We start from the raw sequence: 13,177 nt of genomic DNA, 5'->3' as shown, positions 1-13,177 counted from the left end.
TTTGTTTAACAAAATTTCTATAAAATTAAACATTTTTTGTTTAATTTTACCAAGAATAAATTAAACAAATCAAATATTCGAGTAAAATGGAAAAACTTACAGCTAGTTTTTCGCTTGTGGGCAAAATTGCCACAGACGATTATGTAGGCTTTACATTCTTTGTAGGATGTATGGCTATGATGGCCGCCTCGGCCTTTTTCTTTCTGTCAATGAATAGTTATGACAGAAAATGGAGAACCTCCATCCTTGTTTCAGGTTTAATAACCTTTATTGCAGCCGTTCACTACTGGTACATGAGGGACTACTGGGCTGCAAACGCAGAGTCCCCCACCTTCTTCCGCTATGTTGACTGGATCCTTACCGTTCCGTTAATGTGTGTGGAATTCTTCCTCATACTTAAAGTGGCCGGCGCTAAGAAGGCCCTTATGTGGAAGTTAATCATTCTTTCTGTAATTATGCTGGTATTTGGCTACTTCGGCGAAGCCGTTGACCGTGATAATGCCTGGCTATGGGGTCTTCTTTCAGGAGCAGCTTACTTCGTAATTGTTTACGAGATCTGGTTGGGCTCCGCCAAAAAACTGGCTGAGTCAGCTGGTGGTGCAGTACTTTCAGCCCATAAGATGCTCTGCTGGTTTGTACTGGTTGGATGGGCTATTTATCCCGTAGGGTATATGGCCGGAACTCCGGGCTGGTACGAAGGGATCTTCGGCGGCATTTCAATGGACGTAATCTACAATATTGGTGACGCCATTAATAAAATCGGCTTTGGCCTGGTAGTTTACAATTTAGCGGTAACAGCTACCGCTAAGGCTGAAGCCTAATACGCTTTAGTTTAGTTGTTAGTAGTAGGGGCTTTTGAAAAAAGGCCCCTTTTTACATTCTGTCAGGCACCTGAATCCCCAGTAATCCAAAAGCATTTTGAATCACTTGTCCCACCTTTTTAGACAGCAAAACTCTAAAGATCTTTTTTGCTTCATCCGTTTCCCCGAGGATAGAAACCTGCTGATAGAAGGAATTAAACTCTTTTACCAGGTCGTAAGTATAATTGGCAATAAGTGCCGGACTGTAATTCCCTGCAGCCAATTGGACGGTCTCAGGGAACGTCCCGATCTGCTTTAGCAACTCTTTTTCTTTGGGATGTAATTCTAAGGACGTATCGATTGCCCGTCCGAACGCCTTGGCCCCATCCGTACCGGAGCGGGCGGGCGGGTAGACGCTCGATGAGACATCGCCTCTATCAGTCGCTTTTCGAAGAATTGATTGTATCCTTGCATAGGTATATTGAATGAACGGACCTGTATTCCCCTGGAAATCCACAGATTCTTCAGGGTTAAAGAGGATTCGTTTTTTAGGGTCAACCTTAAGGATATAGTATTTCAATGCTCCCAGGCCAATTATGCGGTAAAGTTGTTGTTTTTCCGTTTCCGAATAGTCATCCAGCTTCCCCAACTCTTTTGAGATCGCCTCTGCGGTCGCGGCCATATCTTCCATGAGGTCGTCCGCGTCCACTACCGTGCCTTCCCTGCTCTTCATTTTACCCGAGGGTAGATCAACCATTCCATAGCTCAGGTGGTACAATTGTTCTGCCCAGCTAAAGCCGAGCTTTTTAAGTATGAGGAACAGCACTTTAAAGTGATAATCCTGCTCGTTACCCACAGTATAGACCATGCCTGTAATATCCGGGTAGTCTTTCACCCTCTGAATGGCTGTGCCGATATCCTGGGTCATGTATACCGCGGTACCGTCTGCCCTGAGGACGATCTTTTCGTCTAATCCCTCATCTGTGAGGTCTATCCAGACGCTACCGTCTTCCTTTTTAAAGAAAACCCCTTTCTTCAACCCTTCTTCTACAAAGTCCTTCCCAAGGAGATAGGTATCGCTTTCGTAGTAGAGCTTGTCAAAATCCACGCCCAGGTTTTTATAAGTCTCGTTAAAGCCATCATACACCCAGGAATTCATGGTTTTCCAAAGCTCCACCACCTCAGGGTCTCCAGACTCCCATAGGCGCAGCATTTGCTGTGCTTCCAATAAGATCGGGGCTTCTTTCTCCGCCTTTTCCCTGGAAATCCCGGAAGAAACCATGTCAGAGACCTCCTCCTTATAAGCCTTGTCAAATGCGACATAGTAGTTCCCTACCAGCTTATCACCCTTTAAACCACTACGCTCCGGAGTTTCTCCATTACCCCATTTTTTCCAGGCCAGCATACTTTTGCAAATGTGGATGCCCCGGTCATTCACAATTTGGGTTTTGTAGACTTTCTTGCCCGAGGCTTTGAGTATTTCTGACACCGCATAACCCAACAGATTGTTACGGATATGACCTAAATGCAAGGGTTTATTCGTATTCGGAGAGGAATATTCCACCATAACCGCATCCCCAGATGCCGTGGAAACATATCCGTATTCAGGATTCTCTAAAATACTATTGAAGAACTCCAGGTAATAGGCATCATCTATGACCAAATTTAGAAACCCCTTGATGACATTGAAGTCCGTAACCTCATTAAGCTCAGATCTCAGGCGGGCACCGATCTCCGTTCCTATCTTTTCCGGGTTACCTTTCACATAGCGGAGCATAGGAAAGACCACCAGAGTAATATCACCTTCAAAATCCTTACGGGTAGGCTGAAATTCTACCGTTGGGAGATCAACCTTAAAAAGGTCGGCTACGACTTCCCTGACCTTATCTGAGATCACATTTTGAATGTCCATTTATCATAGGGATTGAAGCTGCAAAACTACATAATTTTTGGGCTTTTAAAGATAGGCGCATACAGTATTAATCCGTGGAGAGATTTCCGTAACTTTATACAAAAGAAAACTATGAAATATTTGCAAGGAGCCAGCTGCAGAAATCTCCGGGAAACACCTAATGCAAAGAACGAATATAGCAGTTTGATCAAAGGGCATTCGCCCAAAATCCATGCTGCGGACTGATATGCTGGTAAACGTTTCCTATAACAACAAAGAGATCACCCGCAAAGTGGATGAGGAAGTTGGAAAACCTTTCCCACTCAAGCAACGATGGGCTCTTGGAGGCATAGGTTCCCCAAAATTGATGATCACCGAGGCGAGTGTGGAGATCAGAAATCTACTGATCCTCGACAATAATCTGAACAGCTGCAATATAGAAATGAGGCCCAGGGGTATCATTGTCAGATTTCGCTCCCTGCTGGAAACCTATGCCCTGGTCATCCCCTTTTACAAACTATCCATTTATAAGGGAGACCTAGCCATTTATTCCATTTACAGGGATCATTTTTTCATTAAAGTACGGGCAGATACCAAGGCCATCCAGAAGTTCTTTAAAAAATTACTGGATTACAAAGCGGATAATTCACCAACATCCATTGAGGATTTGTAAATAAATAACGCAAATGAAGATCCTATTAACCGGTGCCAATGGTTATATCGGCATGCGATTACTCCCCCTGCTTCTGGAAGCCGGGCATGAGGTGGTATGTGCGGTAAGGGACAAGGAACGCCTTTCCATTGACGAGGAGACACGGGCTAAAGTAAGGATCATTGAGATCGATTTTTTAAGGCCTGTCTCGCAAGGGCATATCCCATCGGATATTCAGGCCGCCTACTTCCTGATCCACTCTATGGCAACTTCCACCAAAGACTTTGATGAAATGGAAGCCAGGACCGCAAACAACTTTAACGATGCGGTTAAAGGAACAGCTATAAGGCAGGTAATCTATCTCAGTGGGATCGTTAACGACCAAAACCTCTCCAAACACCTGTGGTCCCGTAAAAATGTGGAACAGATCCTGGGTGAAGGAGATTACGCCCTTACCGTACTCAGGGCTGGAATTATCGTAGGCTCGGGAAGTTCTTCTTTTGAGATCATCAGAGACCTATGCGAAAAGTTACCCATTATGATCACTCCAAAATGGGTGCTGACCAAGACCCAGCCTATCGCCATCCGTGATGTCATGCATTTTTTAACAGGGGTACTGGGAAATACTAAAACCTATGATGATTCCTTTGATATTGCCGGTCCGGATGTACTGACCTACAAGCAAATGTTGCAGGGCTACGCAAAGGCCCGGGGATTCCGAAATTGGATCTTTACGGTGCCCGTAATGACGCCAAAACTCTCTTCCTACTGGCTGTATTTTGTGACTTCAACCTCCTTTAAGCTGGCATTAAACCTGGTTGACAGTATGAAAATTGAAGTGATAGCCAAAGACAACCGTCTGGCGGATATTTTGGAAATACGAACCCACACCTACCAGGAGGCCATCGCAATGGCTTTCAAAAAGATCGAGCAAAACCTGGTCGTTAGCAGTTGGAAAGACAGTATGGTCAGCGGTAGGTTTAAGAAAAACCTGGAGCGTTATATTCAGGTACCCAAGTTTGGCGTATTAAAAGATGAAAAAAAGATCAAGGTAAGTAACCGGGAACGGGTGCTTGAAAATATCTGGAAGATCGGAGGGGAACAGGGTTGGTATTACGGAAGCTGGTTATGGAGGATACGGGGTTTCATGGATAAGCTGATAGGAGGGGTCGGACTGAGAAGGGGCCGCACCCATCCGGACAAGATCTTTCCTGGCGATGCGCTGGACTTTTGGAGGGTACTGCTTGCAGACAGGGAAAAAAGAAGACTTCTGCTCTTTGCGGAAATGCGACTCCCGGGTGAAGCCTGGCTGGAATTTAGAATTGACGACAACGACGTATTACACCAAACGGCCACTTTCCGGCCACGCGGCTTAAAGGGGCGGTTGTATTGGTATAGTGTGCTTCCCTTTCATTATTTCATCTTTGAAGGGATGATCAGAAACATTTCCAAATCTTAAAATTTCTGCAAAAAAAGTAACTTTTTTAGGCCAAAGGCGTCTTAGTACCGTAATTGCATTTAAAATCTGTTGTTATGCGCACTAACCTCTTCAGGCACCTCTTGTTTCTTGGATTTACCACTGTTCTAGGCACTGCAACCTCTGCCCAAACCCTGAGTTCCAGACTGGTGGATGCGAAAACCAAGGAAGCTATCCCCTATGCCACCGTACAGTACGAGGAAAACAAGGGGATCATCAGTAACGAGGAAGGGAGATTTAGTCTGATCCTTGACGAGCTGAGAACAAAACCGGATTCCCTGGTGATCTCCAGCATGGGTTACGAGCGGACCGCTTTACCTACAGACCAGGTATTGGATTCCGTGATCTTCATTGCTCCAAAAGCGATAGAGCTAAGCGGAGTTTATCTTTTTGACAAGGAACTGGAAGCAGAGGAGATCATTGAAAAAATGATTGAGCGTTTACCTCAAAATGTAAATAAGGATCCCATCAAGCAGCGTTACTTCCTGAGGCAGTCCATCTTTGGAAATATACAGAAAGTAGATTTCGGATTTGAGAAATCATCTATTGAAGAACTGAACGAGGCATTGATAGACAGCATTGCAATGGCCATACCCCGAAGTTCTTCGCATTATTCGGAAACCCTGGGCGACTTCTATAAGACGAAAGAGGAGTATAAGGTGAATGTTCTGAAAGCTGCCGAGCTTTATGACAAAAAGAATATTGGCTCTTTTGAAGATCTCGGTAAACGTATGGAAACCATGTTCAAGCAAAACGTAAAACCGGATTCATATTTAAAGATAAAGTCGGGTATTTTCAGTCAAAAGGTACAGGTAGATTCCATTCTAAGTGATATGGAGGAAGAAGAAGCAAAGAAGCTGGCCGAAGAGATGGAAACAGACACGGTCTCCGGTGTGGCGGATAGTCAAAAACACATTTTCGACGAGTTACTCGGGGAGCTGTATTACAAGGAGGATACCAAATTAAACCTCATTGATAAATACAGAAAATACGAGTACAGGATTGCTGGCTATTCAGAGATCGATGAGGAAGGGGTCTATGTAATTGAATTTATTCCTAAACGAAGCGCCGACTTCAAAGGAAGATTGTACATCAATATAGAAGACTTTGCCGTGATGCAGATCGACTTTGAGAATCTCAGGAACCTTAAAAATTTCAGGTTACTGGGTATTTTTTATCGCGAAACGCTGTATAAGGGTACCATGCGCTTTGGGAAATTAAGCAATGGGAGATACGACCTGAAATTCGCGGACCTTAGTTTTGGTCGTTGGTTCCGCTTTGATCGCCCCCTGGATGTTATTGAAAAGAACAAACACGTAAAGGGCCGAAGAAAGCAGAACGAACTTAAGCTCAATATTGACTTTAGAATGGCCAACACTAATAAATGGGAGTTGGTGGTGTTTGAAAACGAATTGATAAACCAAAGCGGTTTTGACAACTACACGGAGGATAAAAGTGTTAGGGCAACTTACATGGCCCAATACAATCCGGAATTCTGGGAAGGCTACAACATCATGGAGCCCAATAAGGCCATTCGCGAATTTAGGGTGTCTGCCGAATAAGGCGGGTACCATTAAATCCGCTATCTTTAGGATCGAATCCTGAAAGGCATATCATCAGATCCTTTATAAGACATCAACAGCTACTCAGCATATCTATCGGTATTCTGTTTGTGTTGTCCTTAACGGCTTTTGTTTTCACAGAGTCAAGTTATAAGGTCATAGAGCAGGCTTCTGTTTGGGTTCGGAATTACTTTGGCCACTTTTACCTTTATCTCGGACTGGGTTGTGTACTCTTGCTGGTAGCTTTTGCGCTTTCCCCACTGGGAAAACTTAAACTTGGAAAAGCGGAGGAAAAGCCCGAGCATTCCCTTTGGGCCTGGATCTCTATGCTTTACAGCGCCGGGATGGGTGCCGGAATATTGCTAAGGGCAGTCCAGGAACCGGTATTTATGCAGCAGAATCCACCTTTTAAAGCTTCCTGGGAGCCTGAGATCCTGGCCCTTGAGTTTACCTTCTATCAATGGGGATTTACTGCCTGGGCCTTTTACGGGCTTTTTGCCATGGTAGTGGGTTACGCCCTTTTTGTGAGACAAAAACGGGTAAGTGTCAGTGCATCCATAGAAGATGTTATTCATAACAAAGCCGCACGTAAAGGGATTGATGTAATGACCATCATTACTACAGTTTTCGGCTTAATAGCTGCGGTTGGGCTTGGCACTGCGCAGATAACCGGAGGCCTTAATCATCTGGGCGATGATAGCTACGGATTGGCAACTACATTGCTACTGGCCACCCTGATCTCTTCCCTGGCATTTATATCTGTCTGGAAGGGGGTTAACAAGGGTATAAAGATCATCTCAAAGATCAATATTGTTATCACCCTGATCCTGTTGCTTTTCGTCTTTCTGACCAGCGATATGGGCGCCATATTGTTGTCATTTGTAACGGCCACCGGGCGGTATTTACTGGATTTCATTCCCATGAGCATTGCCTACGGGAATTACGATCCGGGCCTGGAATTCTTAACGGACTGGACTTTCTACTACTGGGCCTTCTGGTTGGCCTGGGCTCCATTTACAGGTATCTTTATAGCCCGTATTTCAAGAGGGCGGACCCTAAGACAGTTGCTGTTGGGAGTTATGATAATACCTTCCATCGGGACTTTTTTCTGGTTTTCCGTTTTCGGGACATCTGCCTTCCAGATCATTGAGGGTTGGGGGCAGTACCAGGGGGAGTTTGGCAATGTGTTTTCTTCGATTTTTGTCTTTTTCGAAAACTACCCTTTGGCCACAGGTCTTAATATCATAACTATTGTCTTATTGATCAGTTTCCTGGTCACCTCAGTGGATTCCGCAGTGTTCGTCCTTAGCATGTTTACAGATCGCGGCAGTCAAAAACCTAGAAAGCAGCATCGATTGATCTGGTCGGTGTTTGTTTTGATGGCCACCCTGGCATTAATCGTCCTTGGCTATGCCAGGCCAGAAATAGATGTATTGGTGGCTGCTCAAAAACTCCTGATCATCACATCACTACCCTTCTCCCTGTTTATGGTGGTTATGACCCTGGTTTTTCTTCATAGTATAACTTTTGGAAAACACCAAGGTTAGCCTAATATTTCCTGAGCTAACAATAAAAAAATTATCCAATGGAATTGAAGGGGTTTGCCTCTTTAGGCCCTGGGTAAAAATACCTCAGCGATCATGCAACGGGCACTACCGCCGCCACAGGTCTCAATGGTATCCAGTTTACTGTGGATTATAGGATTGTAAGATTCCAACCTCACCAGTTGATCCGGAGTAAGACTGTGATAGGCTTGCGAACTCATCACCAGAAAGCGTTTGTCATCCGATCCCGCCACCTGAAGCATATTACCCGCAAAGTGCTGCGTTTGTTCTTCCGTAATGGCTATTACTTCCTTCCCATCTTCCTTCAGGTTCCTGACCACATTCTTTCGCTCCTGCTTGTCGTCTATAGCGTCCAGGCAGATCACCGCATAGTCCTCAGCCAGGCACATCATCACATTGGTGTGGTAAATGGGTAATCGCTCACCATCTACGGTTTGGTTTGCCGTAAAGATGACTGGCAGGCAGTCAAAATCCTCGCAGAATTCAATGATCAGCTCTTCATCCGCCCTGGGGGAAAGCGCGCAATAGACCTTTTGGTTTACGCGGTCCATGATAATACTTCCGGTACCCTCCAGGAAGACCCCTTCTTCTTCTGCAGAGGTATAATCAATGACGTTCTCGATCTTAAATCCCTCGCCTTCCAGGATCTCAAGAATATCTTCCCTTCTTTCCTGTCTTCGGTTTGGGGCAAACATGGGGTAGACCACCACCGTCCCGCTGCTGTGAAAGGAGATCCAGTTATTCGGAAAGATGGAATCCGGTGTGTCCGGTACCAGGCTGTCTTCCACCACTATTACATTCACACCCTTATCCCTCAGCGCTTTGACCAAAGCATCAAATTCCGCCTGGGCTTTCGCATTAATAACTCCTTCCTGGAGGTCCATTTCCTCCATAAAATAGTTGTTTACCGCGGTTTGCTCATTCATGCGGAAGCTTACCGGGCGAATCATCAGAATACTGTTAGTGATCTGTTTCATTAGGGCCATAAAAATTGGCGGTAAATGTAATCAATTCGAATATCATTTTGTAACAAAAACAAACTTAAGGTATCTTTAAATCAAAACCGGAAAGATGCTCTCCAGGTATCTTGGAAAATACAATGACAGCCTGTTGTTTCTGGTGCTGATCCCCGTGATCAATACCATAAACTATCATCTCACTTATTCCAGAATTCGTTGGGATTGGTACACTTATACTACCTACGCCATAGATACGGCATCAGGTTTTATAGCCTGGTGGATCATTCGCAGGACCATACTCTGGCTGGATAATTGGCTTCCCTATTTAAAAGCTCCGGCGAAACGCATTGGGCTTCAGATACTGTTCACCAACCTGTTCGCCCAGGGCTTTATCATATTGCAAACGGAAGTTGTAAACGCCCTCTTCGGAGATGGCCCCTTGCCAACAAAATTTTACACCTATAACCTCTTCATTTTCTTTATTTGGATCCTGGTGATCAACGGTATTTATATCGGGATATATTTTTACGATCAATGGCGTAATACCATGTCGCTGCGGGCTAGAGACAAAGCGATCAGAGAAAGGGGGTTCGAAGTACAACTTGGAAAGTCCGTGACCACCCTGGGCTTTGAGGATATCCTTGGCTTTTACGTGGAAGATGGAGCAACATATCTTAGGACGAAAGAAGGTCGGAACTATGTCCTGGAGGGGTCTTTGAATAAGATCATGCCACGGCTTCCGGAAGAGTCCTTCTTCAGGCTCAATCGGAAATTCATTGTGCACCGGGATCTCATTAAGGGTTATCAAAGGGAAGCAAATGGAAAATTGAGAGCAGAATTACTAAAAGATTCCGGTTTCCCGGATCATCTGACCATCAGCAGGCTTACTGCACCCGATTTTAAAAGATGGTTTCGGAATGCAGTTCAGGCAGACTGAAATGCAAAAACCACATTTCAGAGCAGAAATCACTACACTTCAACAAAAAGTAGTCTAAAAACGGCCTGTTTTTGGGGCTGAGCCTGCAAATTTGCCAAAACATTCATCATGAAAAAAAGAACAATTATCACAATTCTTGCCGCATTGATCTTTCATTTCGGCTATGCTCAGCAACAGGAATTCCCTGTGGAAAGGCAGCAGGCGATCAAAGAAATCTTTAAAAAATATACGGATTTAGGTATTCCGGGTCTTGCCCTGACCGTCTACAACCCAGGAGTGGGTTATTGGTCGCATGCAGAGGGGTATGCGGATCTTGAAGCGCAAAAAGTGTTAGGCCCGGATCATCGCTATTTTTTGCAAAGTGTAAGTAAGACCTATATGGCCGTAATTATACTTAAACTATATGAAAAGGGTAAGTTAGGCCTGGACGACCCGATTGTGGACTATCTGGACCTGCCCTGGTTGCAAGCCATAGAGGGCAGTGAGAAAATAACGGTTCGGATGCTTTTAAACCATACTTCCGGATTACCGGAATACAGCACGGATCCAATTCTGGTCTCCAGGATCGTCCAGGATCCGCTATCCGTTCTGAGTCCAGCTGAAATGCTGGCTTATATCAAAGGCAAAGAACTGGAGTTTGAACCCGGCAGCCGCTATACCTACAGAAATACAAATTACGGTCTGCTTTCCCTGATTGCCGACAAGGTAACCGGAGACCATAAAGCCTTTATGAAGAAGGTGATCTTTAAAAAACTGGGTTTAAAGAACACCCTTTATCTAACTCCTCAAAACCATACCAAAGACCTGAACCTTGTCTCGGCTTATTGGGATGTATTGCTTGAAGGTATTCCGGTAAACATCTCCAAAATGCAACGTGCCAATGTGGCTTCAATGCGCGGGGATGACGGAATGATAACCTCCACACTCGAGGCTGTTAACTTCCTGAAAGGCCTTGTTGAAGGTAAACTCCTAAAGCCTAAAACCCTGGAGCTTATGCAGGAATGGGTTTTGGATGAGAATGGTGAGCGAAGGTACGGGCTTGGCTTAACCTACTACGATCTGGATGTAACCTTTGGAATAGGGCATTCCGGAGGAGGGATCGGAGCGGGTTGTGTACTGATCTACCTTCCCGAACTCGATTCCATTTTATTCCTCGCCACCAATTTCAATACCATGATGGAATCCCCAATTCGGAAAAAAGCCGAAAATCTGCAGATGGAGGTATTGCAGGCACTTTTCGCAGACCCTTCTGAACCTTAGAAATACTTGGAGATCGAGATACGAAGGAAACTGTCGTCCCTGAAATTCGAAAGTATCAATTCGTTGTCTTCGATATCAGTGAAGATCCGGGCCTCGATCTCGGCGGTCCAGGTGCTGCCAAAGCGCCTGGATGCCTCGAGGCTGAAGATCTTACTACTTCCATCAAGGTCTGCAATTCCACCAAGCAAAAAAGAGGTGTCCTGGGTATCATTAAAAGCGATCCTGCTTCCGAAAAATATGTCATTCTGAAGCGCTGTCAGGGCTAATTCATCTCTTTCATCGTAGAGATATTCACCCAATAATCCAATGTCCAGGCCATTGCCATCTATATTGCTAAAGGTATACTCCAGGCCCGCTACCAGAGCCACAAAATCCTGTGCGTCCGCATGCCTGTAAATGGACTCCAGTTTCCAGAGAAAGGCTCCGTGAGTGATCTGAAGGTCCAGCCCTGATTGATGGATCACAGGGTAAAAGGCGTTGATGTTCCCCTGGGCGTCAAAAGTAAAAAGAGGCTCCCTGCCGTTCCCGTAGAAATGGGAAAGCCCGAGGTCAAAGATCCCAAAATAGTGCTTCCAACGAACGGCCAGATCCTGCCGCCACTCTTCGGCCCCGCTTTCGTAGCCCAGATCATCCTGGTTGATGACTGTACCAAACCTCAATCTACCGGCTTCGCCCGCGAAAGTTCGTTTACGATGGTAAGGCAGGTAAAAGAAATCAAAAGTACCAACCTTGTCCGTTACCCAGGAAAACTGTACCATTGGCTGTCCCAGCTTTTCTTCTCCATCAAAGGTTTCCACCGCATCGGTCTGATTGATAATATCTACCAGGTGATTGCTCTCAGCAACACCCCAGTAGATCTTTTTAAGGCCCACGCTCAACTCCCAGTTACCCTTTGCTTTGAGGTAATAGAGTTCACGTATATCCCAGTGGGTCCTTTCGTCATCCCTGTCCAGCCTCAGAAAACCTGTAAAATTTATGCTTTCGTAACCTTTGTTCCACTCCAGGGTGTATTCCGGGCGGAAGGCAATGGAAGGATAGTGATCTTTCTGACCTTCAAATTGCGCATCATTGTAAAAGTAGCGGTATTCCGTCTCCAACTCCAGCTCAAATTCTCCTTCAGGTTTGGAAGCCTTTTCCCCGTCGTCCTGCCCGGAAGCAACAGTCAAAAAAAACAGGCCAAGAATCCATGGAAAGATCTTATAATTCTTCATGGTATATCTTCTATCATAAGGAGGGAACCAGTTGCCGGTAAATTTCCCGGCAACCAGTTTATCCTTCATTTTTTGAATTAGCCCTGATCTAATTTCCGGCCCGTTTTAGCGCTACTTCAGTGAAATCGTCATCCGAAAGCGCTGTTCCGAAATCGTATTCGCTGAATCTCAGCAATGTTTCTTTATTGCTCTGGTGGTTTACCATCTCAAAAGTAAGGGCCCTCCAAAACTTGTCTTTGTACAGTTTATAGTCACTGTAGGTAAGGGTCTTAAGCAGGGCATTTTTACGGTCGTAGAATTCTACCTTTTCCAGGCGATAACCTTTGTCTTTATTATAAGTTACTATACGCCTGGTATAACCAGACTTCGGATCAACGGGATCCTGTTCCACTAATAGCAGATCGCCATTCTGTTCCAGGAATTTGTAGGTGTATTTCTCTACCTCCTGTGAGGATAGGTCTTCGTAAGCAAACTCACTTCCGACAAAGGGTCCGGATTTGTTATTGGAGGAGATCCGCTTTACCCTTTTGATCGATGGAAGGTACAACCACTGGTCGTCCGATCCTACTTTGTGAGTAAAAGTAAGAGTGGCCGTTCCTTTAACGTCTTTTGGACTATTGAAAACAATCAGGGATTTATCCCCGTCTTCTGTCAGTTCCAGGGTCCTTGTGGTCAGGAAGCGCTCACTAGTCTGGCCATTCTTGTTCTTAAGGGTCATCTTTAGGTCTACGATAGAACTACCGAATCCCAAATCAGCCTTTTCCGCTTCTTTTGCAATCTGTAGTCCTTTTTCTTCCGGGGTCTGTGCACTTAATGTATTAGCTGCAAATAGCGCTGTTGCTGCAATTACTATTCTTCTCATG

At 45.1% G+C, this 13,177-nt stretch carries 11 protein-coding genes; 7 read left to right on the top strand and 4 right to left on the bottom strand.

The features are described 5' to 3' along the window. The first annotated feature begins 86 nt into the window (after positions 1-86). Complete coding sequence (locus tag GTQ38_RS19675) at positions 87-821, top strand: bacteriorhodopsin-like (protein ID WP_161437292.1); 735 nt, start codon at positions 87-89, stop codon at positions 819-821. A 52-nt stretch (positions 822-873) separates the two neighbouring features. On the opposite strand, the gene argS is transcribed toward GTQ38_RS19675, so the two are convergent. After that, the gene (argS, locus tag GTQ38_RS19670; RefSeq protein ID WP_161437291.1) at positions 874-2,712 is read right to left on the bottom strand and encodes an arginine--tRNA ligase; all 1,839 of its coding nucleotides are present in this window, start codon (positions 2,710-2,712) and stop codon (positions 874-876) included. 226 nt (positions 2,713-2,938) lie between these two features. Between argS and GTQ38_RS19665 the strand changes: the two genes are divergently transcribed. The 4 genes from GTQ38_RS19665 to GTQ38_RS19650 all read left to right on the top strand — a co-directional run bounded on the left by GTQ38_RS19665 (position 2,939) and on the right by GTQ38_RS19650 (position 7,929). Beyond that, complete coding sequence (locus GTQ38_RS19665) at positions 2,939-3,364, top strand: hypothetical protein (protein ID WP_161437397.1); 426 nt, start codon at positions 2,939-2,941, stop codon at positions 3,362-3,364. A 13-nt stretch (positions 3,365-3,377) separates the two neighbouring features. Continuing rightward, entirely contained in the window at positions 3,378-4,802 is a 1,425-nt protein-coding gene (locus GTQ38_RS19660) for an SDR family oxidoreductase (RefSeq protein WP_161437290.1), read from the top strand. A gap of 74 nt (positions 4,803-4,876) precedes the next feature. Next, the gene (locus tag GTQ38_RS19655; RefSeq protein ID WP_161437289.1) at positions 4,877-6,382 is read left to right on the top strand and encodes a carboxypeptidase-like regulatory domain-containing protein; all 1,506 of its coding nucleotides are present in this window, start codon (positions 4,877-4,879) and stop codon (positions 6,380-6,382) included. 50 nt (positions 6,383-6,432) lie between these two features. Beyond that, positions 6,433-7,929: a BCCT family transporter gene (locus GTQ38_RS19650; protein ID WP_394350974.1), complete on the top strand. Its 1,497-nt coding sequence runs from the start codon at positions 6,433-6,435 to the stop codon at positions 7,927-7,929. A gap of 62 nt (positions 7,930-7,991) precedes the next feature. On the opposite strand, the gene ctlX is transcribed toward GTQ38_RS19650, so the two are convergent. After that, positions 7,992-8,924, bottom strand: coding sequence for a citrulline utilization hydrolase CtlX (ctlX, locus tag GTQ38_RS19645; RefSeq protein ID WP_161437288.1), 933 nt, complete (start codon positions 8,922-8,924; stop codon positions 7,992-7,994). A gap of 94 nt (positions 8,925-9,018) precedes the next feature. Here ctlX and GTQ38_RS19640 point away from each other — a divergent pair, with 94 nt between their 5' ends. Both GTQ38_RS19640 and GTQ38_RS19635 read left to right on the top strand, forming a co-directional pair. Continuing rightward, the gene (locus GTQ38_RS19640) at positions 9,019-9,843 is read left to right on the top strand and encodes a LytR/AlgR family response regulator transcription factor (protein WP_161437287.1); all 825 of its coding nucleotides are present in this window, start codon (positions 9,019-9,021) and stop codon (positions 9,841-9,843) included. 108 nt (positions 9,844-9,951) lie between these two features. After that, positions 9,952-11,103 carry a serine hydrolase domain-containing protein gene (locus GTQ38_RS19635; RefSeq protein ID WP_161437286.1) on the top strand — a complete coding sequence of 384 codons (1,152 nt, stop codon included), beginning with the start codon at positions 9,952-9,954 and terminating at the stop codon, positions 11,101-11,103. Here the strand turns inward: GTQ38_RS19635 and GTQ38_RS19630 are convergent. Together GTQ38_RS19630 and GTQ38_RS19625 are read right to left on the bottom strand one after the other, a co-directional pair. Then, positions 11,100-12,383 (bottom strand): hypothetical protein, encoded by a 1,284-nt coding sequence (locus GTQ38_RS19630; RefSeq protein ID WP_161437285.1) that lies wholly within the window; start codon positions 12,381-12,383, stop codon positions 11,100-11,102. The genes GTQ38_RS19635 and GTQ38_RS19630 overlap by 4 nt on opposite strands. 19 nt (positions 12,384-12,402) lie before the next feature. After that, the gene (locus GTQ38_RS19625) at positions 12,403-13,176 is read right to left on the bottom strand and encodes an outer membrane lipoprotein-sorting protein (RefSeq protein WP_161437284.1); all 774 of its coding nucleotides are present in this window, start codon (positions 13,174-13,176) and stop codon (positions 12,403-12,405) included. Position 13,177: the final 1 nt, after the last annotated feature.

The organism is Poritiphilus flavus (assembly GCF_009901585.1).
GTDB lineage: Bacteria > Bacteroidota > Bacteroidia > Flavobacteriales > Flavobacteriaceae > Poritiphilus > Poritiphilus flavus.
This window is presented reverse-complemented; position numbering and strand designations above follow the sequence as displayed.

What these genes read in the sequence shown, in the direction of transcription:
- GTQ38_RS19625 (WP_161437284.1), bottom strand. Translation starts at nt 13,176, where the DNA reads ATGAGAAGAATAGTAATTGCAGCAACAGCGCTATTTGCAGCTAATACA.
- GTQ38_RS19655 (WP_161437289.1), top strand. Translation starts at nt 4,877, where the DNA reads ATGCGCACTAACCTCTTCAGGCACCTCTTGTTTCTTGGATTTACCACT.
- GTQ38_RS19660 (WP_161437290.1), top strand. Translation starts at nt 3,378, where the DNA reads ATGAAGATCCTATTAACCGGTGCCAATGGTTATATCGGCATGCGATTA.
- GTQ38_RS19635 (WP_161437286.1), top strand. Translation starts at nt 9,952, where the DNA reads ATGAAAAAAAGAACAATTATCACAATTCTTGCCGCATTGATCTTTCAT.
- GTQ38_RS19630 (WP_161437285.1), bottom strand. Translation starts at nt 12,383, where the DNA reads ATGAAGGATAAACTGGTTGCCGGGAAATTTACCGGCAACTGGTTCCCT.
- argS (WP_161437291.1), bottom strand. Translation starts at nt 2,712, where the DNA reads ATGGACATTCAAAATGTGATCTCAGATAAGGTCAGGGAAGTCGTAGCC.
- ctlX (WP_161437288.1), bottom strand. Translation starts at nt 8,924, where the DNA reads ATGAAACAGATCACTAACAGTATTCTGATGATTCGCCCGGTAAGCTTC.
- GTQ38_RS19665 (WP_161437397.1), top strand. Translation starts at nt 2,939, where the DNA reads ATGCTGGTAAACGTTTCCTATAACAACAAAGAGATCACCCGCAAAGTG.
- GTQ38_RS19640 (WP_161437287.1), top strand. Translation starts at nt 9,019, where the DNA reads ATGCTCTCCAGGTATCTTGGAAAATACAATGACAGCCTGTTGTTTCTG.
- GTQ38_RS19675 (WP_161437292.1), top strand. Translation starts at nt 87, where the DNA reads ATGGAAAAACTTACAGCTAGTTTTTCGCTTGTGGGCAAAATTGCCACA.